Raw genomic sequence first — 25,969 nt, forward strand, 5'->3', positions numbered from 1 at the left:
ATGTCGCTCCTACAGGGAGAAGCGACGGCGCTGGACGCGTGGCGAGCAGCATGCGATGTTCGCGCGCCGTGACTTTGCCGACGTGCAGGACGACCGTATGACCTCCGGCGATGCATCGCCTCCGATCCTTCGATCCTTCGGCCGGCGCGATGCGAAGACGCTTGGCCTGTCGGCCCTTGGCGGCGCGCTGGAGTTCTACGACTTCGTCGTCTTCGTGTTCTTCGCCAAGACGCTGGGTGCGCTGTTCTTCCCGCCGGGTACCGCACCGTGGCTGGCGCAGCTGCAGGTGTACGGGATCTTCGCGGCGGGGTACGTGGCGCGGCCGCTGGGCGGCATCGTGATGGCGCACTTCGGCGACCGGCTGGGCCGCAAGCGCATGTTCACCCTCAGCGTCTTCATGATGTCCGTGCCGACGCTGCTGATCGGCCTGCTGCCGACGCATGCGCAGGTCGGCGCGCTTGCGCCGCTGCTGTTGCTGGCGATGCGGATCGTGCAGGGCATCGCGGTCGGTGGCGAAGTGCCGGGGGCCTGGGTGTTCGTCGCCGAGCACGTGCCGCGCAACCGCGTCGGCATCGCCTGCGCCACGCTGACGGCGGGACTGACGGCCGGCATCCTGATCGGCTCGCTGCTGGCGGCGTGGATCAACGCGACCTGCACGCCGGCCGAGGTGCAGGCAGGCATCTGGCGCATGCCGTTCGTGCTGGGCGGCGTGTTCGGTTTCATTGCGGTGTGGTTGCGTCGCTGGCTGGAGGAAACGCCGGTGTTCGTGGACATGCGCGAACGCAAGCAGTTCGCGCGCCAATTGCCGGTGAAAACGGTGCTGGCGGCGCACCGGCCAGCGGTGGTCCTGTCGATGCTCGCGTCGTGGCAGCTGACGGCGGCCATCGTGGTCATCGTGCTGCTGACGCCGACGCTGGTGCAGACCAGCTTCGGCATCGATCCCGCCACCGCGTTCCGCGGCAACAGCCTGGCGACGCTGGCGCTGATCGCCGGCTGCCTGGTGGCGGGCTGGGCGGTGGACCGCTTCGGCGTGGGATGCGCGCTGTTGGCCGGCTCGCTGGGGCTGGGCCTGTCCGCGTATGCGCTCTACGGCACGCTGGTGTCTGGCAACCACGAACAGTTCGTGGGTTGGTACGCGCTGGCCGGCTTCTGCTGCGGCGTGACCGGGGTGACGCCGGCGCTGATGGTGGCGGCGTTTCCGCCGGAGGTGCGTTTCTCCGGCCTGTCGTTCTCGTACAACGTGGCGTATGCGGTGTTCGGTGGCCTCACGCCACCGATGATCGCGTGGTTGTCCACGTCATGGGGCGCGATGGCGCCCGCCCACTATGTCGCGTTCACCTGCCTGGTCGGCAGTGGCGTGGCGATCTACGTCCTGCTGAAGCGGCCGCTGCGGCACTGACGGCGGAGATCAGCTGCCAAGACGGCGGATCAGTTCCATCGCGGCAGCCGGATTGCGCTCCTTCGCACTGCTGATGAAGTAGACGAACACATCGCGTCGCGGCAATGCCGGCGCGGCGTCGCCCACGTGCGGCAGCCCGGCGATGTCTTCGCCGCGCGACCATGCCTCCGCGCGCCTGGCCCACAGGTCCAGTTCGTTCGGCGGATATCCGCTCTCGATCGGCTGCGAACGCATCAGCCTGGCGTAGACGAAGTCGGCGGTGAGGTCCGCGAAGGACGGATAGTCCGTCGAGTCGGTGAACACGGTCGCGACCTGGTGCCGGCGCGCGAGGTCGATCAGGTCCGCATCGACCGCGGCAGGATCGCGGACTTCCAGCGCATGCCGCAGCGGTCGCCCGGCGATTTCGCGCGGCAGCAACGCGAGGAAGGCATCGAGTTCCCCGGCATCGACCCGGCGGCCCGCTTCGAACTGCCACACCAGCGGTCCCAACCGCGCACCGAGTTCGGCGATGCCGCCGACGAAGTCCTGTACCTGCGTCTGCGTCGACGCCAGCGAGCGCGACTGCATGATGCGCTTGGGCGCCTTGGCCGAGAACACGAAACCGTCCGGCGTCTGGTCGCGCCAGTTCGCATAGGTCGCGGGTTTCTGCGCGCCGTAATACGTGCCGTTGATCTCGATGGCGGTCAGCTGGCGGCTGGCGTATTCCAGCTCGCGCCGCTGCACCAGGCCGGCCGGATAGAAGTTGCTGCGCCAGGGCGCGAAGGTCCAGCCGCCGATGCCGACGCGGATGCCGTCGGTCGCAGTGGGCGGTGCGGAAGCGAAGAGATCGGTCATGCGTCGAGCATAGCCCGGGGCGCGTGGTGCCCGCGTTACCATGCGGTCAGCCCACGCCCTCGGAGATGCGCCATGTCCTGGACCACGCCCGACCTCTGCGACCAGTTCCCCGATGTGCACGTGGCCGAACCGGTGTTCCGCAGCTTCGGTGGACAGGCGCGCTTCGCCGGACCGGTGGTGACGGTGAAGTGCCTCAACGACAACTCGCGCGTGAGCGAGCTGGCGGCGACGCCGGGCGAGGGCCGGGTGATCGTGGTCGATGGCGGCGGATCGCTTCGATGCGCGCTGCTGGGCGACATGATCGCGGCGAACGCGGTGAAGCACGGCTGGGCCGGGTTCCTGGTCTTCGGCTGTGTGCGCGACGTGGAGATCCTGGCGACGCTGCCGCTGGGCGTGCTGGCGCTGGCCGCGCATCCGATGAAGACGGACCGTCGCGACCTGGGCGACGTCGACGTAGCGGTGGCGTTCGCCGGCGTGTCGGTCGTGCCGGGGGACTGGATCTATGCCGACGCCAATGGCGTGCTGGTCGCCAACGCGCGCCTGCACGGGGCGTAGAAAGAAAAGGCAGGCGCGAGGCCTGCCCTTTTCCACTGGTGGATGCCCGCAAGTCGCTGGACCCCCGCCTGCGCGGGGGTGGCGTCCCGGCAAAGGCGCGCTGCGCGCGCCGGGACGTCACTTGATCGGTTCGTCCAGCATCAGCTGGCGCACGAAACGCACCGGCGGGGCGCCGTAGGACAGCACCTGGTCGTGGTAGGCCTTCAGGTTGAACGCGGCGCCCTGCTTGGCTTCGGCGGCCTTGCGCAGATCGAAGTGCTCCTGCACGCCGACGAAGTAGGTCGGCAGCTGCGCCGAGGTCAGCTGCGCGCGCGTCCACTTGCCGGCGGCTTCGCGCTCCTGCTGGAAGGTCTGGCGCACCATCAGGTCCATGGCCTGCTCGCGCGTCCAGCCGTCCACCTGCACGCCCTGGTCGAGGATCGCGTTGGCGATCGTGCGCAGGTAGAACTTCATCTGCACCAGGTGGAACAGCGGATCGTTGTCCAGGTAACCGGCGTCGGACATCATCTTCTCGGTGTAGACCGCCCAGCCTTCGGCGAACATGCCCGAGCGCAAGACGGCGCGCAGCGTGGACGGGAACTTGGCCGAGTGCCAGCCTTCCAGGTAGTGGCCCGGCGTACCTTCGTGGATGCTCAGCAGGTGGATCATCCGGCTGTTGTACTCGCGCAGGAAGGAATCGACCTGCTTCTGATCCCAGTCTTCCGGGATCGGCGATACCGCGTAGAACGTCTTCAGATGCTTGTCGAGCGGGCCGGGCGAATCGCAGTAGGCCACCGCAACGCCGCGCTGGAACTCCGGCATCTCGATGATCTCGACCGGCGCGTCGGGCAGCGTGACCAGATCGTGCTTGCGCACGAACTCCGTCGCCTGCGCCAGCGCCGCTTCCGCATCTGGCACCACCTTGTCGCGTGCAGGACGCTCAGCGTAGGCCAGTTCCAGCGCGGCTTCGATCGCCTTTTGCTGTTCGTCGGCGGTCGGTGTTTCCGGTAGCGCGGGTGCGCCGGGCTTGTCCTTCAGTACGGTGCGCGCGATGCCGTACATCGCCTCGCGCACGCGCTTGAGCTCGCCTTCGGCGCGCTGCTTGATGTCGGCGCGCGACAGCGACGACAACAGCGCGAACTGCAGCTTCTGGTCGTACAGCGCCTGGCCGATGCGGAAATCGCCCTTCGCGTTCGGCACCAGCGTCTTGTCGAGCCAGGCCTGGTGTTCGGCGACCGCCTTCTTCAAACCGTCGATGGCGGCCTGCGCCTGCTGGCGGTCGGCGTCAGACAGGTCCTTGAGGTTCGGCGTGATGAAGGTGTCGACGATGCTGAGGATGCCGGCGTTCTGCCTGGCGACCGTCTCGGCGTGCACCTTCGGCACGCGCGCGGGATCGAGGTTCTCGCGCGCCTGCGCCAGCAGCGCGGGGATCTTCTGCATGCGCGCGGTGGCGGACTTCAGGCGGTCCGGCAACGGCGCGAACTCGCGCGCCATCAGGCCGTAGAGCGCGCCACCGGCGACGTTGTTGTAGACCTGCGGATCCCAGGCCCAGCTCTGCAACGTTTCGGCGGTCCAGATGTCGTACTGCAGCTGGTTGCGCAGGATGGCGGCGTCGACCTGGTTCTCGCGCGACAGCGCGGCGATGTCGGTCGCGTCCAGTTCGGCCAGGATCTTCCTGCTGAACTCCAGGCCCTTCTGGCGGCCGGCGGCGCTCAGGTCGTCGAGTTCGCCGTCGTACCTGTGTTCGCCGATCTGGGTGGCGCTGACCGGCGACAGTTGCAGCCAACCTTCCAGCGCGCGCTTGGACAGGTCAGCGAAGGCGGCATCGGCCTTCGTGGTATCCGTGGCGGTGGCGGCGGTCTCCGCACCGGAAGCGGCAACGGGGGCTTCGCTCTTCTGGCAGGCGGACAGCGAGGCCAGCAGGGCGGCGGCGAGCAGGGTCTTGCGCATGGGAATCCTGTTGCGGTGCACGATGGGGCGGAGCCGGCAGCATAGGCCGAAGGTCATGCCCGGGACCTGTGCCATTCGATATACGCTGGCGCCCCCAGGTCCCGGAGTCGCGATCATGAAGCACGAAGGAAGCTGCCATTGCGGCCGCATCGCGTTCGAGGTCGAGGGCGACATCGCCGACGTCATCGACTGCAATTGTTCGCTGTGCCGGCGGCGCGGCGGCCTGCTGTGGTTCGCGCCGCGCGAGGCGCTGGTACTGAAGACGCCGGAAGGCGACCTGTCCACCTACACGTTCAACAAGCATCACATCCGGCACCACTTCTGCGCGGTGTGCGGCATCGCCCCGTTCGGCGAAGCGGCGCATCCCAAGACCGGCGCGCAGATGGCGGCCATCAACGTGCGCTGCCTGCCGGGTGTCGACCTGGCGACGCTGAAGGTCACCGCATTCGACGGCGCCAGCCTCTGACGTCCATGGAAACCGCCGAACGCGACTGGCGCACCCCCCTGGAACTGCTGGTGCTCGGTGCGATCTGGGGCAGCTCCTTCCTGTTCATGCGCATCGCGGCGAATCCGTTCGGTCCGTTCGCGCTGGTGGAAGTGCGACTGGCGCTGGGTGCCCTGGTGCTGCTGCCGTTCCTGTGGCGCGAGCGCGCGCATTTCCGTACCTCGCTGTGGCCGAAGCTGGCGATCATCGGTGCGATCAATTCGGCCGTCCCGTTCCTCCTGTTCGCGTGGGCCGCGCAGCGCTCGCCTGCGGCGATCGGCGCGATCTGCAACGCGATGACGGTGCTGTTCGCGGCGATGGTCGGCTTCCTGTTCTTCGGCCAGAAGATCGGCCTGCGTCGCTCGCTGGCGTTGCTGGTCGGCTTCGTTGGCGTGGTGGTGCTGGCGACGAGCAAGGCCGGTGGATTGAGCGTGGGTGGCGCCGTCATCGCCGGTGCGACCGCGGCGCTGCTCTACGGGGTCGGCGTGAACCTGGTGCGGAAGCATCTGGCCGGCATGCCGCCCGCTGCGGCTGCGGCCGCCACGCTGAGTTGCGCCGCGCTGCTGGTGCTGCCGTTCGCCGCGACGCACTGGCCGACGCACGCGATCGGGGCCGGGTCGTGGGCCGCCGCCATCACCATCGGCGTGCTCTGCACCGGCTATGCCTTCCTGCTGTACTACCGCCTGATCCACCGCATCGGTCCCGCACGTGCGGCGACGGTCACCTACCTGGTGCCGCTGTTCGGCGCCGGCTTCGCCTGGCTGTTCCTCAACGAACCGGTCACGCCGGCGATGCTCGCCGCAGGTGCGCTGATCCTGGGCAGCGTGGCAGTGAGCCAGCGGGCTGCCTGAGCGTGCATTCCGTTGGTGCAGGAGCGACGTGAGTCGCGACCGCACGGCGCGCAGGCTGGCGGCGTTGGTCGTGCGCGCCTCTGCCACCCATGCAGGAACATCGTCCTGGATCGGGCGGGCATCATGCGGTCGCGATTTGCGTCGCCCCTACAGAAAGATCTCGCGAATCACCGCTTCGCTTCGCGCACCGGCAGCGGCACGTTGCACAGGTCGATGTGGCCGGCAGGCTGCACGTACCAGCCATCGCGGCGGTTGCGGCGGGCTTCGGTGGCCGCCGCGAAGGTCTTCGAATCGGTGCGCAGGACCTGCAGCGGGGTGCGCTCGCCCTCCGGCAACGCGCTGGCCAGGCGCACGGCCGTGATCGGGGTGCGTTGCTCCGCCTTCTCGTAGAAGCCCATCGGCTCGGGGCCGCGCGGGATCGCGCTAAGCAGTTCCATGCCCTTCACCACGCGGCCGACCAGGGTGATGTTGCGGTCGAGCTGGCGTGGCGACTGCCCGGTGACCACGTACAGTTCGCTGCCGTTGCTGCTGTCCGGCGGGCCACCACGGCCCGCGCCCAGCGCGCCATAGCAATGCGCCAGCCACGTGTCGCCACGCTTCGGATCGCGCGCTGCGGGAAAGCCGTCCACGAAACCCACCTGCGGCGCCCAGCCATCCACGTCTGGCAGCCTCGAGAAGGTCAGTCCCGCGGACTTGCGTGCGAATTCCGCCGGCAGCGCCGTCTTCGCCGTGCCCAGCGATTTCGCCTTCGCCGTGTCTTCCGCATCGGCATCGCCGAACTGCACGACGAAGTTGTCCTGCGAGCGGTAGATGGCCAGCCCGTTCCAGAACCCCTCGCGTGCCAGCGTGCGGATGTTGTCGACGTGGGCCGGAGCGAACGCCGGCGCCAGTTCGATCACCACGCGGCCGCCGGGCACGTCCATGTACAGCGTGTTGGCCGGGTCGAGCGTGCGCCAGTCGCCATCGGGCGAGGCATCCAGGATCTCCTTCGCGCTGGGGTACTTCGGCGGTTCGGCCGCGTGCGCGACGGGCAGGGTGAACAGGCAAGCGAGCAGCAGGGGAGTCAGGCGCATGGCAGGTCCGGGACGGAAGGATCGGCCGATTGTAGTGCGCATGAAACCGGACCACGCGATCCGTGCGCAGGCCGGGCCTGGCGCACCGTGTCGCCCTTCTTGGCCGGCATTCGCTGCACGTTGCATCCACCGGAATCGGTCCTCGACATGACGATAGTTCGGTCACGGTTCATGCTCGGAGCGACCTGGCGCCTGAATTCACGGATTCATTCCATGGATCTAATAGCAGGTTAACTTCGAGCTAATCGAGCCTTAATTGAGCGAATCCAGCATGCCAGCCCATGCACTGGATACGCCCCCACGTTGAACTCGCCCCCTTTCCCGGCCGCTTTTCCCGGGTCGCCCTCTTCGGTCCGGATGACGACGGCCGGCCTGCCGTGGAGGCGTTCGTCTCGGCGGTCTACCTCGCGCGCTACAACGCGCGGCTGCACAGCTTCATGCCCCAACTGCTCGCGTATTACGACGATCAGGACCAACTGGTGGCAGCGGTGGGAATCCGCTCGGCGGACGAAGGGCCGCTGTTCTCCGAGCAGTATCTGGCGTCCCCTGTCGAGTCGGTCATGGCGCAACGCGGGATCGCCTGGATCGCGCGCGAGCACATCGTCGAGGTCGGCAACTTCGCGGCCGTGACGCCGGGGGTCGCGCGTGAACTGATCCTGCAGGTCACCTGCATGCTGTCCGCAGCGCGGCGCCCGTGGGTCCTGTTCGTGGCCACGCAGCAGCTGCGGAACGCGTTCCGGCGGCTGCACCTGTCGCCGATCGAACTGGCCGAGGCCCGTGCGGAGCGTCTGGCCGATCAGGGCAGCGACTGGGGCGATTACTACGCCTCCCACCCGCGCCTGATGTGCGGCAACGTGGCCCAGGGCAAGGCGTACCTGCAGGGAGCGCGCGCCGAGGACGACCGCGTCGATTGGCTGGCGCCGTGCATGGCGGCGATGTCATGACCGCGTCCCTCGATACCCGCCTCGGCGCGCTCCTGCGGAATCATCCCGCGCGCCTGATCACATCGCACGGCACCGTGGACGACGCGTCGCTGGCCGCGCGCATCGAGCACGCGGCCGAGTGGCTGCTGCGCTCGGGACTGAGCCGGGTTGCCAGCCGGCTGGACAACGGCGCCGCGTGGTGCGTGCTGGATCTTGCCTTGCGGCGCATCGGTGGCGTCCACGTGCCGTTGCCGACGTTCTTCTCGAACGTGCAGGTGCGCCACGCGCTCGCCACCAGCGGCGCCCAGTGCGTCATGACGGAGATGCAGGCGGAGATGCCATCCGGTGCCGAAGCGCTGGTGGGATTCCTGGATGACGACAATCTCGCCTGCTGGCGTGTCGCGCCGACCACGGAAGCGCCGGTATTGCCCCCCGGTACGGCCTGCATCACCTATACCTCCGGCACGACCGGCCATCCGAAGGGCGTATGCCTGGATGCCGCAACCCTGATGGCGGTCGCAGCGTCCCTGGTCGAGGCGTCATCGGCGGTCTCGCCGCGCCGCCATCTTTGCCTCATGCCGTTGTCGACGCTGCTGGAGAATGTCGCCGGCCTGTACGCCGCGCTGCTCGCAGATGCCGCGATCGCGGTGCCCTCGCTGTCCGAGATCGGCTACACGGGCGCAAGTGGCCTGCACGTCCCCACGCTGCTGCAATGCCTGCATCGCTACCAGCCAGAGAGCGTGATCCTGGTACCGCAGTTGTTGCTGGCGCTCGTGATGGCGGCGGAACAAGGCGCGCCCCTGCCTGCCAGCCTGCGGTACATCGCCGTGGGCGGCGGACGCGTGGGTCCTTCGCTGCTGGCGCGCGCGCAGGCGCTGGGATTGCCCGTATTCGAAGGCTACGGGCTGACCGAATGCGGCTCGGTGGTCGCGCTCAACCGGCCTGGCGCAACGCGCGCCGGCAGCGTCGGGAAGGTGCTGCCGCATGCCCGCGTCGTCATCGTGGAGGGCGAAATCTGCGTCCAGGGAGCGAAGGCGCTGGGCTACCTGGGCGACGTGTCGTTGCCCGCAGGGCCGATTCATACCGGCGATCTCGGCTACCTGGATCCCGACGGCTTCCTGTACATCACCGGTCGGCGCAAGCATGTCTTCATTACCGCCTTCGGCAGGAATGTCTCGCCCGAGTGGGTGGAGAGCGAACTGCTGGCCCAGTCCGCCATCGCGCAAGCCGTGGTGTGGGGGGAGGGGCGTGCGGACAACGTGGCCGTACTGGTGCCGCGTCAGCCAGGGACCAGCGACGACGCGTTGATCCACGCGATCGCCGAAGTGAACGCCCAGCTTCCCGACTATGCGCGGATCTCCCGGATGGTGCGCGCGACGGCGCCTTTCAGCGTGGCGGAAGGCCTGCTGACGGCGAACGGCCGGCCGCGTCGCGATGCCGTCCTGGCCCGTTACACGGACGAGATCGAATCCAGCTACCGCCACATTCCTTTGTTTTCCACCTCCGGAGTTCCCGCATGAGTTTCCACGACGACCTGCTGGCGCAGACCGCGCGCGAGCGCGAAGCGCTCGTTTCCATTCCCATCATCCAGTCCGCCCTGTCGGGCCAGATCGCGCGCGACGACTACGTGGCCTTCCTGGGGCAGGCGTTCCACCACGTGCGCCATACCGTTCCACTGCTCATGGCATGCGGCGCCCGCCTGCCGGCACGGCTGGAATGGCTGCGGACGGCGGTCGGCGAGTACATCGAGGAAGAAATGGGGCACCACGAATGGGTGCTGGATGACATCGCGGCCTGCGGGGAAGACCGGGCGGCCGCCGAGAATTCGACCCCTTCGCTGGCGACCGAATTGATGGTGAGCCATGCGTACGACACCATCCATCGCGGCAACCCGGTGGGTTTCTTCGGCATGGTGTTGGTGTTGGAAGGGACCAGCGTGGCACTGGCCACGCGGGCGGCCAACACCTTGCAGACCTCCCTGGACCTGCCGCGCAACGCCTTCAGCTACCTGCTTTCGCATGGCGATCTCGACATCGAGCATGTCGGATTCTTCAAGGGATTGATGGACCGGTTGGACGACGAGGACGATCGCGCTGCGGTGATCGATGCGGCACGGCGCTTCTACGTGCTGTACGGCGATATCTTCCGGACCCTGCGAACGGGTGGTGTCCGCCTGGCCGAGGCGGCGTGATGAAGCTGGCCGGACAGACCGCGATCGTGACCGGCGCAAGCGGCGGCATCGGCGCACCGTTGTGCGCTGCCTTGGCCCACGCGGGTGTGCGCGTGCTGGCGGTAGGGCGCAACGAAGCCCGGCTGAGGTCGCTCGTGCAGCGGATGCCCGCCGATGCCTTGCATCCGGTGGTGGCCGATGTGGTGACGCCCGAAGGACAGGCGCGAATCCTGGAAGCCGCCGAAGCCATGCATCCAGCGCCCTCGATGCTGGTGGTGGCGCATGCGCAGAGCGCCTTCGGCCTGTTCGAGGAACAGGATGCGGAATCCATGGCCCGTCTCGTGCAGACGAACCTGGTGGCGCCCATGCAACTGATCAGGCTGCTGCTGCCCTTGTTGCGGACGCAGGAGCGTGCAGCCGTGGCGGTCGTGGGCTCCACGTTCGGGAGCCTGGCGTTTCCGGGGTTTGCGGCCTACAGCGCTAGCAAGTTCGGGTTGCGGGGGCTGACCGAGGCATTGGCACGGGAGTACGCGGACTCGCCGGTGCGATTCCAGTACCTGTCGCCACGTGCCACGCGCACGCCCTTCAACACCGCGGCCGTCGATGCGTTGAATGAAGAACTCAAGGTCGCCAGCGACGCACCGGCCGATGTCGCACGTCACCTGGTCCGCGCGCTTGAACGGGGTACTGCGCGCCTGCAACTGGGATGGCCGGAAAAACTGTTCGCCCGCATCAATGGCCTGGTGCCCGGCCTGGTCGACCGCAACCTGCATGCGAGCCTTCCCGTCATCCAGCGCCATGGCCGACGACAACATCCCACGCTCCCGGAGAACGCCCCACATGAAACGCTCGCACGGTAAGTCCATGTTCTATCTCATCCTGTTTTCCACGCTGATCCTGGTTGGCGTCGCGTTCGCGGCGGAACCGCCAACGCCGACCGTCGTCCAGGTGCGGGACCGCTGGGCACAGATCAATTACCAGGTACCCAAGCCCCAGCGCGAGTCTGCGTTCGAGGACCTGGCGCGGCAGGCGGAGAAAATCCGGCAGGCCCACGCGCATGAGGCCGACGCATTGATCTGGGAAGGCATCGTGCTGTCGTCGCTGGCCGGCGAAAAGGGCGGCGTTGGCGCACTGGGCCTGGTAAAGCGCGCGCGCGCCGACTTCGAGGCAGCCATCAAGATCGATCCCGGTGCGCTCGATGGCGCCGCCTATACCAGCCTGGGTGCCCTGTATTACCAGGTGCCTGGCTGGCCCATCGGTTTCGGCGACGACGATACGGCCCGCACCTTGCTGCGCAAGGGCCTGACCCTCGACCCCGACGGCATCGACGCGAACTACTTCTATGCCGATTTCCTGCGCGACCAGAAAGATTGGGCAGGCGCCAGGACCGCCTACCAGAAGGCGCTGGCGGCGCCCGCCCGCCCTGGACGCGACGTGGCGGACGCAGGCCGTCGCCACGAGGCCGAGGCGCGCCTGAAGGAAGTCACTGCACACCTTGCGCACTGACAGGGTGCGCACCAGACTGGCGGCATGCGCATCCTGCTGGTGGAAGACGACCTGTCTTTAGGTGAGGGCATCTGCGCCGCATTGCGGCGCGGGGCGTTCGCCGTCGACTGGATGCAGGAGGGTGCCAGCGGGCTGGCCGCCATCCGTGACGGGGAGTTCGACCTGGCGATTCTCGATCTCGGCCTTCCGCGTGTGGATGGCATCGAGGTGATCCGTCAGATCCGAAGCCTGGGTCATGCCATACCGATCCTCGTGCTCAGCGCGCGCGAGCGGCCTTCCGACCGGACGCTCGGGTTGGACGTGGGTGCGGACGACTACCTCGGCAAGCCTTTCGATACCGCCGAACTGCTTGCACGGGTGCGTGCCTTGATCCGTCGCAGCGCCGGCCGCGCGCAACCCAACCTCGAAGCCGGCGCCTTGCGGCTCGATCCCGCCACGTTGACCGCCACGTGGCATGGCCGCGCGCTCGACCTGACGCGGCGCGAGTTCTCGCTGCTGCGCCTGCTGATGGAGCAGCGCGGACGCCCGATGGCCCGCGATGCGATCCAGCGGCATCTGTACGGCTGGAACGAAGACGTCGCCAGCAATGCGGTGGACGTGCACGTGCACGCGCTCCGCCGCAAGCTCGAGCCGGGCGCGATCCGCACCGTGCGTGGAATCGGCTACGCGCTTGGCGGTTCAGGGGATGCGGCCGAGTGAGATCGATTCGCGCCACGTTGCTGTTCACGCTGCTGGGTACCCTGGTGGTGCTCATGGCCGCCGCGGGGTGGTTCAGCTATCGCGCCGGCCTGCAGGAAGCGGGAGAGATGTTCGATGCCCGGCTCGTGCAATCCACGCGGGTGCTGGTGAGCCTGGTCGACGAGCCGCTGAGCGATCTCAGCGAGCATCCCGGAGAGCCTGTCGTGCTGAAGGGCTGGCATGGTCAGGCCCATGGCGTTGGTGAAGCGCTCGCCTTCCGGGATGGGCACGCCTACGAGAACAAACTGGCGTTCCAGGTCTGGGACGGACGGGGGCGTCTCCTGCTGCGGTCGGACAGTGCGCCGGCCACGCCCTTGACCGAGCGGACCCCCGGATATGCGGACGTCGTGATCGACGGCGCCATGTGGCGCGCCTTCACCCTGCGTTCGCCGGAGGGGCGCTGGTTCCAGTCCGCCGAACTCTCCGACATCCGCGACGAACTGGCGTCGGACATCGCGGAAGGTACGCTGCTGCCGCTGCTGCTCTCGCTGCCCCTGATGGCGGTGCTGATCTGGGGAAGCGTCGCGTTCGCCACGCGGGCGCTGCGCAGGTTGTCGGGCGAGATCGGCGAACGCGATCCGGAGCGGTTGTCCCCGCTGGATGCCTCGCGCGTGCCACGCGAGGCGCGAGGCCTGGTGGATGCGATCAACGGGCTGTTGCATCGCCTGGATGCGGCGCTCGTACGCGAACGCCATTTCATCGCCGATGCGGCGCATGAACTGCGTACCCCGATCAGCGCGTTGAAGGTGCATGCCGACAATGCACGGCTGGCGATCGGAGACACGGAACGCGAAGCCGCGCAGGAACTGCTCTCCGCCAGCATTGCGCGGATCGAGCGACTCGTCGTGCAACTGCTCTCGCTGAGTCGGGCGGAGAACATTGGTGGCGTGAGGGATCGCACCCCCTTGCGCCTGGATGCGCTGGTGCGCACGGAAGCCGAGGACATCCGTCCTCTTGCGCAGCGCAAGCGGCAGGAGGTCGTGCTCGATCTGGAGGAGGTGCAGGTCGAGGGCGACGAACTCGCGTTGAGCCTGCTGTTCCGCAATCTGCTGGAAAACGCGGTGCGTTACACGCCACCCGCCGGCACGATAAGGATCTCGACGCGCACGACCGGCCAGGGAGCCTTGTGCACGGTCGAGGATTCGGGACTCGGCATCGCGGAGTCGGAGCATCAGCGCGTCTTCGATCGCTTCTATCGGCAGCTGGGGACCGGCCAGGAAGGGAGCGGGCTGGGCCTGGCCATCGCGCAGGAAGTCGTGACGGCACACGCCGGCCACATCGGCCTGGGCCGATCGCAGGCGCTGGGCGGTCTCAAGGTGGTGGTCGAACTGCTGGTGAAATCCCGGCCCGTGTGAACCCGGGCGCAGCAGCCGAGTTTGGCCATCGATGGGGCGTGTCCCGTGGACCGACGCCCCCGGGGCAACGGTAACTTTCAACAACGGCGCACCCCTGGTCCGCGTGGGGCGCCCGCGATGTCATCCAGTTGGGGCCTGTTTCGTCCGGGGCATCCTCGTGCTGGCGGAGATCGCTCGCTGGACCGGGCGGACCGATGGGGAGGCCGCCGGTCCCGGTGACTACTGGCACATTCGCTATATCAAACTTCGCAATAGCATCGTCTCCAACCTAGCGGGGGTCCCGCGGAGGGGGAAGCGATGAACGAACCCGACATCCACCTGAAGAAGTTCCAGAAGGAACTCAGCGCCGGCACCGTATCGCTGGCCCTGCTGGCGGTGCTGGCCCGCGCCGGCGAGCCGCTGTACGGCTACCTGATCGCCAAGCAGCTGGAGCGCGTCGGCGACGGCGTGCTCAGCGGCAAGCAGAGCGCGCTCTACCCGGTGCTGCGCAACCTGGAAGGCGGGGGACTGCTGGACAGCTTCGTCGAACCCTCGGTGGCCGGCCCCCCGCGCCGCTACTACCGCATCACCGAGCCAGGGCGGCAGACCCTGCAGTCCTGGGCCGCCGCCTGGCGTGCCACCCGCGATTCCGTCGATTCCGTGCTTGAGGGGATTCCCGCATGAACACCACCACCGCCCCGGGCAGCCGACTGCCCACCACCATCGCCGAGTATCTCGACCAATTGCGTGCGGCCCTGGTGGGCGCCGACAAGGCGATGATCCAGGACGCCGTCTACGACGCGGAGGAATACCTGCGCTCGGAACTGGCGGAGAACCCCGGCCAGTCGGAAGCGGAGGTGATCGCCTCCGTCGCCGGCAGCTACGGTGCGCCGGCCGAAGTGGCCGACATCTACCGCGAAACCGAAGTGACGGTGACGCGCGCGCTGCGTCCGCCGGTGCCGCCGAAGCGCAAGTCGCTGCTGGGCCGTTTCTTCGGGGTCGCCGCCGATCCGAGGACGTACGGCGCGCTGTTCTACATGCTGCTGTCGCTGGCGACGGGCACGTTCTATTTCACGTGGGTCGTCACCGGCGCCAGCCTGTCGGTCGGCCTGCTGATCCTGATCATCGGCATCCCGCTGCTGCTGCTGTTCCTGATGTCGGTGCGGCTGCTGTCGCTGGTCGAAGGACGTGTGGTCGAAGTCCTGCTCGGCGAGCGCATGCCGCGGCGGCCGCTGTACACGCAGCGCGACAAACCGTGGATGACGCGCCTGAAGGAGCTCTTCACCGATGGCCGCACCTGGACGGCGATGCTGTACCTGCTGCTGATGCATCCGCTCGGCATCCTGTACTTCTCGGTCGCCATCACGTTGCTGGCCCTGTCGTTGGGTTTCATCGCCGCGCCGGCGGCGTACTTCCTGCCCTTCGACTACGTGATGAACTTCGGCGACTGGAATCTTGTGTCGGATGCGCCGTGGCTGCTGCCGCTGGTGTCCGTCTTCGGTGTCATCCTGCTGTTCGCCACGCTGCATCTGGCGCGCGCGGTCGGCCTGTTCCACGGCTGGCTGGCCAAGCACCTGCTGGTGCGTACGCCGGTGGTGTGAAGGCGCGACGCGGGAGCGACGCCAGTCGCGAACGAAAAGGCCGCCCCGAAGGGCGGCCTTTTCTTGTGCAGGCATCAAGGCGGCGCTCCTGCAAACGCTTCGCGACTGACGTCGCTCCCACAGGAGGCAATGCGTCAGCCCGCGTACTTCGCGATGAAGTCGCGCACCTGCGGATACACCGTCTCGCGCCAGCGGCGTCCGCTGAAGATGCCGTAATGGCCCGCGCCCTCGACGGTCAGGTGCTTGTGGTGCGCCTTCGCGATGCCGGTGCACAGGTCGTGCGCGGCGGCCGTCTGGCCCTGGCCGGAAATATCGTCCAGCTCGCCTTCGATGCTCATCAGGGCGGTTTTCCTGATTGCCGACGGCGTCACGAGTTCGCCGTCGACCTTCCACTTTCCGCGCGGCAGCAGGAATTCCTGGAACACGGTGCGGATGGTGTCCAGGTAGTACTCGGCCGGCATGTCGAGCACGGCGTTGTACTCGTCGTAGAACCGGCGGTGCGATTCCGCGTCCTGCAGGTCGCCCTTCACCAGGTCGGCGTAGAAATCCCAGTGCGACATGAAGTGGCGGCTGGGGTTCATGGCGATGAAGCCGGCGTGTTGCAGGAAGCCGGGATACACGCGGCGGCCTTCGCCCGGGTAGGGCGTCGGTACGGTGTTGATGACGTTGTTCTCGAACCACGACAGCGGATTGCGCGTGGCCAGGCTGTTGACCTCGGTGGGGCTGCGGCGCGCATCGATCGGACCGCCCATCATCACCAGCGAACGCGGCGTGGCTTCGCCGCGCGCGGCCATCAGCGACACCGCGGCCAATACCGGTACGGTCGGCTGGCAGACGCTGATGACATGCAGTTTTTCCGCACCGATGTGGCGGATGAAGTCCTCTATGTAGGCGACGTAGTCGTCGAGGCTGAAAGCGCCTTCGGACCCGGGGACCATGCGCGCATCGACCCAGTCGGTCACGTAGACCTTGTGGTCGCGCAACAGCGTGCGCACGGTGTCGCGCAGCAGGGTGGCGTGATGGCCGGACAGCGGCGCCACCACCAGCACGGCGGGGTCGTCCTTCAGTGCCGTGATCGTGTCGGCGTCGTCGGTGTAGCGCTTGAAGCGCAGCAGCCGGCAGAACGGCTTCTTGACCACTTCCAGTTCGACGACGGGGACGGTACGGCCCTCGACTTCCACCTCGTGGATTTCCCACGCCGGCTTTTCGTAGTCCTTGCCGATCCGGTAGATCAGTTCGTTGCCGGCGGCGATGCGTTCCGCCCCCGGCACGTTGGACAGCCAACTGGTGGGCGCGGAAAAGATGCGCGCGTTCGCTTCGGCCATGTAGGCCAGCGGCGCCATCCATGCGCGTCCGAGTTCGTGCAGTTGGTACAAGGTCATGGTTGTCCGGAATCCCGCTTTTGGTGCGCAGTGCTGCGCCGCAGCATACCCCAAAGGGACGGGCGCCGCGCGTGGCCTGTTCAGGTTATCGGCCGATAGTCGGCGGACTCCAGTACCGCGATATCGCCGGCCAGGCGCGGCCCCAGCCAGCAGTGGTTGCCGATGGACTGGAAGCCTTCGCCGTTGAAGGCCTGCCGGTACCACGCCGCCTTCCTCGGCACGAATCCCTCATGGTCGCCTTCGAACGCGTCCTCCTTCGCGAACGTCTCCAGGAACGCCACGCCGCCGCACAGTTCGGCCAGGCCGGGCAGGCCGCGTTTCAGGTCGCGGGTCGGCACGTAGTGCAGTACGTCGGAACACACCAGCAGGTCGACCGGTGCGCAAGGACGCAGGTACTCGAAGTCCTCGACGCGCGCGTAGTGCACGTTGCGCGTGCGCCCGAAACGCCGGACGGCGTACTCGCTGCCGTCGAAGCCCAGGTACTGCAGCTTGGGGCGCAGCTTCAGCAGCGGCGCACGCCACGCGGCTTCGCCGCAGCCGATGTCGAGGACGGTACGGATCGGACGCTCAAGGTGGTATTCGGCCACGGCGACCGCCAGCGCCACCTTGCGCGCGAGCCGCGGCGCACCGCCGATGTCGCCGTCGCGGTACCAGCGCTGGAAATAGTCGGCGTCGTAGTGTTTGGTCATGGGGGACACGAGATTCGGGATGTGGGAGAGTGAGGCAGAACTTTGTCGCTCGTCATCCCAGCGTACGCTGGGATCCATTGTGCTGGTGCTCTGTCTGATCCGCATAGCGACAGCAGGATCAAGATGGGTTGCAGCTTACGCCGGGAACGACGGGTCGCGATCCTGGAATCGAGCGGAGGGCGCACCACGCCTCGACGCCGCAGTCGCGTGTTTGCTCGTCATCCTGGCGAATGCCGGATCCATATTGCCCTTGCTTCCGTGGACGCGTGAGCGCAGCGCCAGAGTCAAGATGGGTTCCAGCGTGCGCTGGAACGACGGGACGGGGTCCTGGCCCGGCGTTCGCGTGCAGGCGTTGAAGTGTCCTTGCATCGGACCGGCGCGTGTTTGCGCGTCATCCCGGCGAATGCCGGGATCCATGTTGCCGTTGCTCCGGGGATGGGTAAGCGCAGCGCGAGAATCAAGATAGGCTCCAGGGTGCGTCGGAACGACGGGGTCCTGGCATCCCGTTCGGTTGGACAGCGCTTGTGGCAGTAGCGGAGAATCCCGCATCACCATTTCAAGCGACGGAGCGGCCAGCGTGGACCAAGCCAGCCTCTACCTGTGGGTCAAGACCTTCCATCTCGTCTTCGTCATCGCCTGGATGGCGACGGTGTTCTACCTGCCGCGCATCCTCGTCAACCTGGCCGAGACGCCCGGGCAGGCCGATGTACAGGCGCGCCTGCAGCTGATGGGCCGCCGGCTCTACGGCTTCGGCCACAGCATGTTCGGTATCGCCGTGGTCCTCGGCGGCGTGCTGTGGTTCCACTTCGGCATCAGCGGCGGCTGGTTGCACGCCAAGCTCACGCTGGTCGCGCTGATGCTGACGCACTTCATCGTCACCGGACGCTGGCTGAAAGGCGTGGCGAAGGGCAGGTCGCTGCCGTCGCCGACCGCACTGCGCTGGTTCAACGAACTGCCGCTGATCGCGTTGATCGTGGTGATCTGGCTCGTGTTGGCGAAGCCGTTCTGAGGCGACCCCGACCGCGCGGGAACGTCCCGGCGCGTTGCGACGCGCGTTTGCGAGTCCGAGGCCACGCCCTCATGCGGTCAGCGCGTCCGAACTTCTTTCTGAGATGCGGCGGAAAACGTGGACTCCCACTGCATCAGGGTTTCCAGCCGTGCGCGCTCCGTCATGCGGCGGAACACCGCAAGCAGGCGCCGTTCCCGTTCGTCGTACACCAGTTCGCCGTCGACAGCGGGGACGTTCTCTTCGTTGCCGGCGTGATCGATGGCGCCGCGGCCCGTGGCCAGCCACTCGAAGTTGACGCTGGTCAGTTCGGCCAGTCGGGCCAGCCGTGCCGAGGCGGGTAGTACGCCGTCGGCGCATTCCCAATTGGCGACGGCGCTGCGGGTGACGCCAAGATTGATGGCGAGGGCTTCCTGGGAAAGCCGTGCGCGCCGGCGCGCGATCCTGATGCGCATCGAAAGCTTCATTGCGTAGTGCGTCTTGCGTTGGGCTGTATCCACGCTAGTCGAGAAAAGGATGCCAGACAACTAACAATACTGTGTCAGCAATACTGGCACCTGGTTGTGCAGTCTGGCTGGCATTCCCGCGCAAGTCACTGATGCTCAATGCGGCTTGTGGTGTGATTGCCAGCAAGACTGGCAGGCAACGCTGTTTTGTGTGTTGAGAGCAAGGATGCGGCTGCGACAGGATGGTGGCGAAGGCAAGCGCGAGGCGTATCGCCGAAGCGCAATGGGACCCTAAGGACCCTATGCTTTAAACACCCAAGGACGCATCACCGCCATGACGCAACCGCTGTTCCGCCCCGAAGTCCTGGAAGCCAAGCGCGGCAGCTGGCTGGGCGGCATATCGCTGGCGCAGCCGGTCCGGTTGTGGGTGTTGACGCTCTCTGCTGTCGTGGTCGCCAGCGCCATCGTCCTGTTTGTGACCTTCGGTACGTACACGCGCCGTTCCACAGTGACCGGACAACTGGTGCCATCGCAAGGTCTCGCCACGGTACTCGCACCGGCCACCGGCGTGGTGACCAGGCTCGATGCGTCGGAGGGTGGTCGTGTGGAGGTCGGCGCTGTGTTGGCGGTGGTCACGGTGCCTCGCGCGACGTTGGCCTCAGGGGATACGCAGGTCGCGCTGGAGCAGCAGTTGGGCCAGCGGCAGGCGGGATTGATGTCCGGACAGCTGGCGCAGCAGCGGCAGTTGCAAGCGCAGAGGCAAGGTGCACGAGAGCAGTTGGTGGTCGCCCAGCTCGAACTGGCGCAGATCGAATCGGAAGTGGCGACCCGCCAGGACCAGATCCGCATCGCCAGCGAAACGCTTGAGCGCCTGCGCCGGCTGGAGGATGGGCAGTACGTCAGCGTGTTGCAGATCAAGCAGCAGGAAGCCGGTGTACTGGAATACACGGGGCAGATGCAGGCTTTGCAGCGTCAGGCTATCGGCACGCGTCGTCTGATCGCGCAGTTGCAACAGGCAGTGCGCGAGTTGCCTGCGCAAGGACAGGCAAGCGACGCGGGCTTCCAGAGCGAGCTGGCGCAGCTTGAGCAGGAGCGGGTGCAGACGCAGGCCAGCGGTGCGCTGGTGGTGAAGGCGCCGGTCGAGGGCATGGTGGCGACGCAGGTAGTCAAGCCGGGTCAGGCCGTGCAAGCCGGCCAGCCATTGATGACGTTATTGCCGGGCAATGGGCGTCTGGAAGCCGAGTTGCTGGTGCCGAGTCGGGCGATCGGCTTCATCGAGCCAGGAGACCGCGTGCTGCTGCGCTATCAGGCGTTTCCCTACCAGAAATTTGGCCATCAGGAGGGGCGAGTTGCGGCCATCAGCCGCAGTGCGCTGAGTCCGGGCGAATTGGGTGCCTTGATCGGCAATGCGCAGCACGGTGAGCCGTTTTACCGGGTGACCGTATCGCTCGCCCGACAGGCGATCACCGCCTACGGCAAACCTGAGTCGCTCAGGCCGGGAATGGTGCTGGATGCCGATGTGCTCGGTGAACGCAGAGCGTTGATTGAATGGATCTTCGAGCCGCTGTACTCGCTGGGTGGAAAAGTCGCCAGTGGTTGACGTGTTCGGAGGTAACGAGATTGCCGGGAATGTTCCCGGACCCAGGGTGCAGGGGCTGTGCCAGAAAACGAAAGGAGAAGGGCGATGCGTGGATTGAATAGGGAAGAGCTGAGCGGTGTGAGTGGCGGCGCCGGCGAGGCGCCCAACTATCCGGGTCAGGACCGTCAGCAGACGGAGTGGGAAATTCAGCAGTTCCTGGAAATGCTCCAGGAGCGTGAGCGTCAGCAGGCGGTTCGTGGTCGCTGAGCCGCCCTCTGCCAGGCTTCGTGCGTGGCTGCCAGCACTAATGCTGGCCTGGGCGCCGGTCCTGGCGGATGAAGCGCCAGTGCTGTTGCTTTCGCCACAAGAAGTGGCGGCGTTGGGTGGGGCTTCCGCTCGGATGATCAACGATTCGACATGCGAGGTGGTCTCTCCTGTGACGTACGGCAAGGGGCAAGTCGTCGCGGGTGCAAATGTAGCCTTGTATCGTGCAGGGAAGCGAAAGCCGTTCATGGATGCCGTCACGCGCGACGATGGCGTTTATGTGGCCCGTTTTTCTGCGAAGCCGAATGAGATCGTGTACGGACGGGCATATCGCGTGGAGCCGCGAACAGGAGCGGTGAGTTTCGGGAATGCGGCAAGAATGGTATGCGCTCCGACAAGAGTGTCGGTGGGTGAAGTGAAGAGCTTTGGCCAGGAACTGGTCGAGGACGGCAAGAATAACGTTCAAGGCGATCAAAACTAGGGCGAACCTCTGGCTGCCAGCCCCCGCCAGACAGGAGCATGAATTGCCGGGTGTGTTCCCGGCCCACGATGCAGGGGAACTGCGTCACTCAAAAGGAGTTGTACTTGAATGCGTGAACTTACTTTCAATGAGTTGTGTTTCATCGATGGAGGCTTGGAAAAGTGCGAGATGTCGACGGCCACTAAGGTCGAAATCGCCGTCATTTTCGCTGTGAGTCCGCTGATGGGCGTGGCGGCGATTGCTTCCTACTATTCAAAGCGTGATTGCTGAGTGGATGACTATGAAAGAGCTAACTCAAGATGAGATTCAGAATGTTGCAGGTGGTCTCGTTCCGGCACTGATTGGTGCCGCAGTCACCATCGCGCTCGCTACAGTCGCTGCTGGTGCGTATTTGGGGGCTAACATGGCGGAGCGAGACAACGCACAAACCAAGTAAGACCTAAAAGAACAGTCCCCCGTGGATGTGTATGCATCCTCGGGGGACAAGAATTTGGTGAGTATCATGTCCAAGAAAAGAATAGTTTCAATTGCAGTATGTGCTGCAATATTCATCTCCGTTGTGGCTTTCTTTTTAGGGTTGATTCTGGGTGGGCGCATGGCGGAAAGAGATAATTTGAGAGCGCAGGGCTTGTTCGAGAATAGAACCTCCGACGTCGGGAATTGAGTTTTGATTAGATTGATATGGATACTCGGAAGCGCTTCAAGGATTCTTTTAGCGTGTTCTTTGCGGTGGGTTTCAAATAGTCGGGTGCCAAGGAGGGTCGTGGCTCTCGAGTCATGACGGAGATGAAGGCGATCATTCAGTCCGAGGCCGCAGAGTGCGGCCTCGCTTCCTTGGTCACGGTGGCTGGTGCATACGGTATGCGCCTCAGCTTGGCGGAAATGCGCCATCGTTTTCCGCTGTCCCTCAAGGGTGCCAAGCTCAGCCACTTGATACATATCGCCCAGCAACTGGGTTTCAGTGTGCGTCCGTTGCGGCTGGACATGGAAGACTTGGGCGAGCTCAAGCTGCCGTGCTTGCTGCACTGGGACCTGAACCACTTCGTGGTGCTGGCCAGGGTAGGCAAAGACAAAGTCACTGTCCTCGATCCGGCCATCGGCGAGCGCAAACTCTCGCTGTCCGAGGTCTCCGATCACTTCACCGGCGTAGCGCTGGAACTGACGCCCACGGCTGAGTTCAAGCCGCAGAAGGCATCGCCTGCGGTAACGGCGAGACAACTGACTGGTCCCATCCGTGGCCTTTGGCGGGTACTGGGACAGATCCTGCTGCTGTCTGTGGCACTGCAGGTGTTCGTGGTGCTGGCGCCGTTCTACATGCAGTGGGTGGTTGACCAGGTGCTGGTCTCCGCCGATCGCGATCTGCTGACCGTGCTGGGTTTGGGCTTCGGACTGGCGCTGGTCCTGCAGATCGGCATCGGGCTGCTTCGCGGCTGGTCCGTCGTTTACTTGTCTTCGAAGCTCGGCCTGCAATGGATGGGTAATGTATTCGCCCATCTGCTCAAGCTGCCGCTGGACTATTTCGAGAAGCGCCATCTCGGCGACATCACCTCGCGCATGTCGTCGGTGCAGGCCATCCAGCGCACGCTGACCACCAGTTTTGTCGAAGCCATCATCGATGGCCTGATGGCCGTGGTCACCCTGGGCCTGATGCTGTTCTATAGCTGGAAGCTGGCGCTGGTGACGTTGCTGGCCGTGATCCTGTATCTGGGCATCCGTGCCGTCGCGTACCGTCCCGTCCGCGACCGCACCGAGCAGCAACTGGTCGCCGGCGCAAAGCAGCAGACCCACTTGCTGGAGTCGCTGCGCGGCATGCAGAGCCTGAAAATCGCAGGCGAGGAGTCGCAGCGACGGAGCACCTACGACAATCTGATGCACGACACGGTCAACCAGGAGGTCAGGCTGGCGCGCATGGGGTTGGGCTTCAACAGCGCCAGCCAACTGGTGTTCGGCATCGAACGCATCGCCGTGATCTGGATCGGTGCCACGCTGGCGCTGCAGAACGTGTTCTCGGTCGGCATGCTGATCGCCTATCTGGCTTACAAGGACCAGTTCGCGGGAAGGATGGCTGCACTGATCGACAAGTGGGTCGAGTTCCGCATGCTGCGCCTGCATGGCGAACGCTTGGCCGACATCGTGTTGACGGCGCCGGAGGAGCAGGCCGCCCAGCCCGAGGCGCTGCCGCCGGCCACCACCAGGATCGAGGTGGAGAACCTCTCGTTCCGTTATGGCGACGGTGAGCCGTGGGTGCTGAAGGACTGCAGCTTCATGATCGAAGCCGGAGAATCCGTCGCGATCGTCGGCGCCTCCGGCTGCGGCAAGACCACCTTGGTCAAGCTGCTACTGGGCCTGTTGCCGCCCACCGAGGGAAGCATCCGGATTGGCGGACACGATCTGCACAGGATCGGTCCACGCAATGTCCGCGCCATCGTGGGTGCCGTCATGCAGGACGACCAGCTGTTCGCCGGCAGCGTGGCCGACAACATCAGCTTCTTCGATCCGGAGATGGATCAGGCCCGCATCGAAGCGGCAGCCCGGCTTGCAGCCGTGCATGACGAGATCGCCGCGATGCCGATGGGCTACCACAGCCTGATCGGCGACATGGGCAGTTCGTTGTCGGGTGGCCAGAAGCAGCGCGTGATCCTGGCGCGGGCGCTGTATCGCAATCCCAAGCTCCTGTTCCTCGACGAGGCTACCAGCCATCTCGATGTGATGAAGGAGCGGCTGGTCAACGATGCAGTCAAGGCGTTGAGCCTGACCAAGGTCATCGTCGCCCATCGTCCCGAGACCATCGCCAGCGCGGATCGTGTGCTGGTGATGGAGCAGGGGAGCATCATCCAGGAGTTGCGTCCGCAGCAGGCGTCCGCTGAATCGGTTGCCGTACCGGCTTGACCGTAGGAGCGCCTCATGGGCGCGATGCTTTTGCTTGGGATCGTCGGAAAAGTATCGCGGGCATGGCCCGCTCCTACAGGAGCGCTACGGATCCCGTCGGGATCACTTCTTGTGGAAATCCACCGGCTTCGGCAACTCCACCGGCACGCCATTGGCGTCGCAGGTGCCGGCTGCGCACAGGCGTGCGCGCAGCGCCGGCGCTGCCTGCACGATGAAGTGGTAGATCGTGTTCTGTTCGACGGTGCCGCGCACGGCGTCGCTGCCGGGGCCGATGGCCCAGATGCCGACGTCTTCGCCGCCGTGCGATTCGGACTTCAGCGGCACCAGTGCTTCCTGCAGGTAGTCGGGGTGCTCGGTGTCGACATGGCTCAGGTCGGGGCGACCTTCCGAGGGTTCGACGCTGCTGGGTGCATGCAGGAAGCGTTTCGGACCCGCGGGCTGGCGGTTGCTGGCGCCGGTGTAGCCGGGGCCATTGGCGTAGGTGAGCGTGGTGAATGTCTGTCCGTTCTGGTCACGGGCGAGGTCGCCCGGCGTGTCGTCTTCGCCGCCCTGGCCGCGTACCTTGCCGAGGATCGGGTTGCCGCGCACCGGATAGCCGACGAAGTTGAGCGTGTGCGAATGATCGGCGGTGACCAGGATCAGCGTGTCGTCGCGCGAGGTGGCGTCCAGCGCGGCCTGCACCGCATCCGACATCGCGACGGTCTCGTCGAGCGCGCGATATGCATTGCCATAGTGGTTGGCGTGGTCGATGCGCGCGCCTTCCACCAGCAGCACGAAGCCTTCGGGCTTGCGCGACAGCGTGCGGATGGCGGCACGCGTCAGTTCGGCCAGCGATGGCTCGCCTTGCGCATCCTTGCGGCGGTCATGTTCGAACTGCATGTGGTCGTATTCGAACAGGCCGAGCAGTTGCGGTGCCTCGGCGGCGGCCTGCAGCTGCTGCGTGTTGGTGACGTAGGCGCCCTGCGGATGCGCCTGCTGCCATTCGGCGATCAGGTTGCGCCCGTCGAGGCGCTGGCCGACCTTGTCGTCTTCTTCCGGATCGCGCACGTCGACGGGAAGGAATTCGCCGCGCCCGCCGCCTAGTGCCACGGTCGGGCCTCGACCGAAACGTGCGGCCGCCAGCAACTGCTGCGCGATGTCCTTGCAGCCGGCCTCGATGGCTTCCGGTGGCAGGTCGGTGTCGTTTTCCCAGTCGCGGTGCGAGACGTGCGCGTACGTGGCCGCAGGCGTCGCATGTGTGATGCGCGCGGTGGTGACGATGCCGGTGGCCAGCCCCGCGCTGTCGGCCAGCGTCAGCCAGCTCAACAGGTCCTTGCTGCCATCGGGCGTGCACTCGCCCCGGTGCCCGGCCGACACGCCGATGGCGCCCATGTGCGACTTCACGCCGGTGGCGACGGCGGTCATGGTGCCGGCGGAGTCGGGTGTCTGCGAATCGGTGTTGTAGGTCTTGCTGAAGGCGGTGTGCGGGAAGCGCTCCCAGCTCAGCAGGTTCTCTTCGCCCGGCGTACCCTTGCGCTGGCCTTCGAAGATGCGCGCCGCCGCCACCGTGGTCAGGCTCATGCCATCGCCGAGGAACACGATGACGTTCCTGGCGCGTCCCCGCATCGCGCCGTTCTCGGCGGCCTTCGCGGCGCCGTTCCGATACCACCATTGCGGCGTCTCGCCCTTGGGGTGCGCGACGACCGGCACGTCGACGTGCACTACGGACGACCTGGAAGGAGGCGGGGTGCTGGCGCAGCCGGCCAGTGCAGTCAGGAGGGTCATGCCGGCGAGCGGCGAGACGAAAGAGCGCAGGAGCATGGCAAACCGGGGTAGGGCGGACGCATCATTATGACG

Annotated in this window: 25 protein-coding genes and 1 pseudogene; 19 read left to right on the forward strand and 7 right to left on the reverse strand. The window is 66.2% G+C overall.

Features of this window, described 5'->3' with window-relative positions; translation table 11 throughout:
- Window positions 1–97: 97 nt before the first annotated feature.
- Window positions 98–1,399, forward strand: a complete 1,302-nt coding sequence (locus V7060_RS02610) for an MFS transporter (RefSeq protein ID WP_334178077.1) — start codon at window positions 98–100, stop codon at window positions 1,397–1,399.
- A gap of 9 nt (window positions 1,400–1,408) precedes the next feature.
- On the opposite strand, the gene V7060_RS02615 is transcribed toward V7060_RS02610, so the two are convergent.
- Window positions 1,409–2,233, reverse strand: a complete 825-nt coding sequence (locus V7060_RS02615; RefSeq protein ID WP_334177711.1) for a DUF72 domain-containing protein — start codon at window positions 2,231–2,233, stop codon at window positions 1,409–1,411.
- A gap of 72 nt (window positions 2,234–2,305) precedes the next feature.
- Between V7060_RS02615 and rraA the strand changes: the two genes are divergently transcribed.
- Window positions 2,306–2,788 carry a ribonuclease E activity regulator RraA gene (gene rraA, locus V7060_RS02620; RefSeq protein WP_334177712.1) on the forward strand — a complete coding sequence of 161 codons (483 nt, stop codon included), beginning with the start codon at window positions 2,306–2,308 and terminating at the stop codon, window positions 2,786–2,788.
- Window positions 2,789–2,905: 117 nt separating this feature from the next.
- Here rraA and V7060_RS02625 read toward each other — a convergent pair whose 3' ends face one another.
- A complete protein-coding gene (locus V7060_RS02625) occupies window positions 2,906–4,717 on the reverse strand; it encodes a DUF885 domain-containing protein (RefSeq protein ID WP_334177713.1) in 1,812 nt (603 codons plus the stop codon).
- 115 nt (window positions 4,718–4,832) lie between these two features.
- Here V7060_RS02625 and V7060_RS02630 point away from each other — a divergent pair, with 115 nt between their 5' ends.
- On the forward strand, window positions 4,833–5,183 hold the full coding sequence (locus tag V7060_RS02630; protein WP_334177714.1) for a GFA family protein: 351 nt from the start codon (window positions 4,833–4,835) through the stop codon (window positions 5,181–5,183).
- Between the two features lie 5 nt (window positions 5,184–5,188).
- Window positions 5,189–6,052, forward strand: a complete 864-nt coding sequence (locus tag V7060_RS02635) for a DMT family transporter (RefSeq protein ID WP_334177715.1) — start codon at window positions 5,189–5,191, stop codon at window positions 6,050–6,052.
- Between the two features lie 167 nt (window positions 6,053–6,219).
- Here V7060_RS02635 and V7060_RS02640 read toward each other — a convergent pair.
- A pseudogene (locus V7060_RS02640) lies at window positions 6,220–7,053 on the reverse strand (peptidylprolyl isomerase); the annotation flags it as partial.
- A gap of 353 nt (window positions 7,054–7,406) precedes the next feature.
- Between V7060_RS02640 and V7060_RS02645 the strand changes: the two are divergent.
- The 9 genes from V7060_RS02645 to V7060_RS02685 all read left to right on the forward strand — a co-directional run bounded on the left by V7060_RS02645 (window position 7,407) and on the right by V7060_RS02685 (window position 15,397).
- Window positions 7,407–8,069: a thermostable hemolysin gene (locus tag V7060_RS02645; protein WP_334177716.1), complete on the forward strand. Its 663-nt coding sequence runs from the start codon at window positions 7,407–7,409 to the stop codon at window positions 8,067–8,069.
- A complete protein-coding gene (locus tag V7060_RS02650) occupies window positions 8,066–9,568 on the forward strand; it encodes an AMP-binding protein (protein WP_334177717.1) in 1,503 nt (500 codons plus the stop codon). The genes V7060_RS02645 and V7060_RS02650 overlap by 4 nt, the downstream gene beginning before the upstream one ends.
- Window positions 9,565–10,239 (forward strand): iron-containing redox enzyme family protein, encoded by a 675-nt coding sequence (locus tag V7060_RS02655; protein WP_334177718.1) that lies wholly within the window; start codon window positions 9,565–9,567, stop codon window positions 10,237–10,239. The genes V7060_RS02650 and V7060_RS02655 overlap by 4 nt, the downstream gene beginning before the upstream one ends.
- On the forward strand, window positions 10,239–11,078 hold the full coding sequence (locus V7060_RS02660) for an SDR family oxidoreductase (RefSeq protein WP_334177719.1): 840 nt from the start codon (window positions 10,239–10,241) through the stop codon (window positions 11,076–11,078). The genes V7060_RS02655 and V7060_RS02660 overlap by 1 nt, the downstream gene beginning before the upstream one ends.
- A 4-nt stretch (window positions 11,079–11,082) precedes the next feature.
- Entirely contained in the window at window positions 11,083–11,724 is a 642-nt protein-coding gene (locus V7060_RS02665; protein ID WP_334177720.1) for a hypothetical protein, read from the forward strand.
- Between the two features lie 24 nt (window positions 11,725–11,748).
- Window positions 11,749–12,423, forward strand: a complete 675-nt coding sequence (locus V7060_RS02670; RefSeq protein WP_334177721.1) for a response regulator transcription factor — start codon at window positions 11,749–11,751, stop codon at window positions 12,421–12,423.
- Window positions 12,424–12,440: 17 nt separating this feature from the next.
- Window positions 12,441–13,817 (forward strand): ATP-binding protein, encoded by a 1,377-nt coding sequence (locus V7060_RS02675; protein ID WP_334178078.1) that lies wholly within the window; start codon window positions 12,441–12,443, stop codon window positions 13,815–13,817.
- A 297-nt stretch (window positions 13,818–14,114) separates the two neighbouring features.
- Window positions 14,115–14,480, forward strand: a complete 366-nt coding sequence (locus V7060_RS02680) for a PadR family transcriptional regulator (RefSeq protein ID WP_055941558.1) — start codon at window positions 14,115–14,117, stop codon at window positions 14,478–14,480.
- Window positions 14,477–15,397, forward strand: a complete 921-nt coding sequence (locus V7060_RS02685) for a sensor domain-containing protein (protein ID WP_334177722.1) — start codon at window positions 14,477–14,479, stop codon at window positions 15,395–15,397. The genes V7060_RS02680 and V7060_RS02685 overlap by 4 nt, the downstream gene beginning before the upstream one ends.
- A gap of 134 nt (window positions 15,398–15,531) precedes the next feature.
- Here V7060_RS02685 and phaZ read toward each other — a convergent pair whose 3' ends face one another.
- Both phaZ and V7060_RS02695 read right to left on the reverse strand, forming a co-directional pair.
- On the reverse strand, window positions 15,532–16,779 hold the full coding sequence (gene phaZ, locus V7060_RS02690) for a polyhydroxyalkanoate depolymerase (RefSeq protein WP_334177723.1): 1,248 nt from the start codon (window positions 16,777–16,779) through the stop codon (window positions 15,532–15,534).
- 80 nt (window positions 16,780–16,859) lie between these two features.
- Window positions 16,860–17,468 carry a class I SAM-dependent methyltransferase gene (locus V7060_RS02695; protein ID WP_334177724.1) on the reverse strand — a complete coding sequence of 203 codons (609 nt, stop codon included), beginning with the start codon at window positions 17,466–17,468 and terminating at the stop codon, window positions 16,860–16,862.
- A gap of 577 nt (window positions 17,469–18,045) precedes the next feature.
- Between V7060_RS02695 and V7060_RS02700 the strand changes: the two genes are divergently transcribed.
- Window positions 18,046–18,477, forward strand: a complete 432-nt coding sequence (locus V7060_RS02700) for a CopD family protein (protein WP_334177725.1) — start codon at window positions 18,046–18,048, stop codon at window positions 18,475–18,477.
- A gap of 77 nt (window positions 18,478–18,554) precedes the next feature.
- On the opposite strand, the gene V7060_RS02705 is transcribed toward V7060_RS02700, so the two are convergent.
- Window positions 18,555–18,929 carry a helix-turn-helix transcriptional regulator gene (locus V7060_RS02705; protein WP_334177726.1) on the reverse strand — a complete coding sequence of 125 codons (375 nt, stop codon included), beginning with the start codon at window positions 18,927–18,929 and terminating at the stop codon, window positions 18,555–18,557.
- A 325-nt stretch (window positions 18,930–19,254) separates the two neighbouring features.
- Here V7060_RS02705 and V7060_RS02710 point away from each other — a divergent pair, with 325 nt between their 5' ends.
- From V7060_RS02710 to V7060_RS02730, 5 genes are all read left to right on the forward strand, one after another.
- Window positions 19,255–20,520: an HlyD family efflux transporter periplasmic adaptor subunit gene (locus V7060_RS02710; RefSeq protein ID WP_334177727.1), complete on the forward strand. Its 1,266-nt coding sequence runs from the start codon at window positions 19,255–19,257 to the stop codon at window positions 20,518–20,520.
- 84 nt (window positions 20,521–20,604) lie between these two features.
- On the forward strand, window positions 20,605–20,766 hold the full coding sequence (locus V7060_RS02715; protein WP_334177728.1) for a hypothetical protein: 162 nt from the start codon (window positions 20,605–20,607) through the stop codon (window positions 20,764–20,766).
- Window positions 20,767–20,806: 40 nt separating this feature from the next.
- Entirely contained in the window at window positions 20,807–21,244 is a 438-nt protein-coding gene (locus V7060_RS02720) for a hypothetical protein (protein WP_334177729.1), read from the forward strand.
- Window positions 21,245–21,352: 108 nt separating this feature from the next.
- Entirely contained in the window at window positions 21,353–21,514 is a 162-nt protein-coding gene (locus V7060_RS02725) for a hypothetical protein (RefSeq protein WP_334177730.1), read from the forward strand.
- Between the two features lie 516 nt (window positions 21,515–22,030).
- Window positions 22,031–24,133 (forward strand): peptidase domain-containing ABC transporter, encoded by a 2,103-nt coding sequence (locus V7060_RS02730; protein ID WP_334177731.1) that lies wholly within the window; start codon window positions 22,031–22,033, stop codon window positions 24,131–24,133.
- A gap of 102 nt (window positions 24,134–24,235) precedes the next feature.
- On the opposite strand, the gene V7060_RS02735 is transcribed toward V7060_RS02730, so the two are convergent.
- Complete coding sequence (locus tag V7060_RS02735; RefSeq protein WP_334177732.1) at window positions 24,236–25,933, reverse strand: alkaline phosphatase; 1,698 nt, start codon at window positions 25,931–25,933, stop codon at window positions 24,236–24,238.
- Window positions 25,934–25,969: the final 36 nt, after the last annotated feature.

Source organism: Pseudoxanthomonas sp., assembly GCF_036845285.1.
GTDB lineage: Bacteria > Pseudomonadota > Gammaproteobacteria > Xanthomonadales > Xanthomonadaceae > Pseudoxanthomonas_A.

Coding starts and splice junctions, on each gene's coding strand:
- V7060_RS02625 (WP_334177713.1), bottom strand. CDS start 4,717: ATGCGCAAGACCCTGCTCGCCGCCGCCCTGCTGGCCTCGCTGTCCGCC.
- phaZ (WP_334177723.1), bottom strand. CDS start 16,779: ATGACCTTGTACCAACTGCACGAACTCGGACGCGCATGGATGGCGCCG.
- V7060_RS02735 (WP_334177732.1), bottom strand. CDS start 25,933: ATGCTCCTGCGCTCTTTCGTCTCGCCGCTCGCCGGCATGACCCTCCTG.
- V7060_RS02650 (WP_334177717.1), top strand. CDS start 8,066: ATGACCGCGTCCCTCGATACCCGCCTCGGCGCGCTCCTGCGGAATCAT.
- V7060_RS02725 (WP_334177730.1), top strand. CDS start 21,353: ATGCGTGAACTTACTTTCAATGAGTTGTGTTTCATCGATGGAGGCTTG.
- V7060_RS02635 (WP_334177715.1), top strand. CDS start 5,189: ATGGAAACCGCCGAACGCGACTGGCGCACCCCCCTGGAACTGCTGGTG.
- V7060_RS02670 (WP_334177721.1), top strand. CDS start 11,749: ATGCGCATCCTGCTGGTGGAAGACGACCTGTCTTTAGGTGAGGGCATC.
- V7060_RS02645 (WP_334177716.1), top strand. CDS start 7,407: ATGCACTGGATACGCCCCCACGTTGAACTCGCCCCCTTTCCCGGCCGC.
- V7060_RS02720 (WP_334177729.1), top strand. CDS start 20,807: ATGCTGGCCTGGGCGCCGGTCCTGGCGGATGAAGCGCCAGTGCTGTTG.
- V7060_RS02705 (WP_334177726.1), bottom strand. CDS start 18,929: ATGCGCATCAGGATCGCGCGCCGGCGCGCACGGCTTTCCCAGGAAGCC.
- V7060_RS02710 (WP_334177727.1), top strand. CDS start 19,255: ATGACGCAACCGCTGTTCCGCCCCGAAGTCCTGGAAGCCAAGCGCGGC.
- V7060_RS02630 (WP_334177714.1), top strand. CDS start 4,833: ATGAAGCACGAAGGAAGCTGCCATTGCGGCCGCATCGCGTTCGAGGTC.
- V7060_RS02685 (WP_334177722.1), top strand. CDS start 14,477: ATGAACACCACCACCGCCCCGGGCAGCCGACTGCCCACCACCATCGCC.
- V7060_RS02655 (WP_334177718.1), top strand. CDS start 9,565: ATGAGTTTCCACGACGACCTGCTGGCGCAGACCGCGCGCGAGCGCGAA.
- V7060_RS02610 (WP_334178077.1), top strand. CDS start 98: ATGACCTCCGGCGATGCATCGCCTCCGATCCTTCGATCCTTCGGCCGG.
- rraA (WP_334177712.1), top strand. CDS start 2,306: ATGTCCTGGACCACGCCCGACCTCTGCGACCAGTTCCCCGATGTGCAC.
- V7060_RS02715 (WP_334177728.1), top strand. CDS start 20,605: ATGCGTGGATTGAATAGGGAAGAGCTGAGCGGTGTGAGTGGCGGCGCC.
- V7060_RS02695 (WP_334177724.1), bottom strand. CDS start 17,468: ATGACCAAACACTACGACGCCGACTATTTCCAGCGCTGGTACCGCGAC.
- V7060_RS02615 (WP_334177711.1), bottom strand. CDS start 2,233: ATGACCGATCTCTTCGCTTCCGCACCGCCCACTGCGACCGACGGCATC.
- V7060_RS02680 (WP_055941558.1), top strand. CDS start 14,115: ATGAACGAACCCGACATCCACCTGAAGAAGTTCCAGAAGGAACTCAGC.
- V7060_RS02665 (WP_334177720.1), top strand. CDS start 11,083: ATGTTCTATCTCATCCTGTTTTCCACGCTGATCCTGGTTGGCGTCGCG.
- V7060_RS02660 (WP_334177719.1), top strand. CDS start 10,239: ATGAAGCTGGCCGGACAGACCGCGATCGTGACCGGCGCAAGCGGCGGC.
- V7060_RS02730 (WP_334177731.1), top strand. CDS start 22,031: ATGAAGGCGATCATTCAGTCCGAGGCCGCAGAGTGCGGCCTCGCTTCC.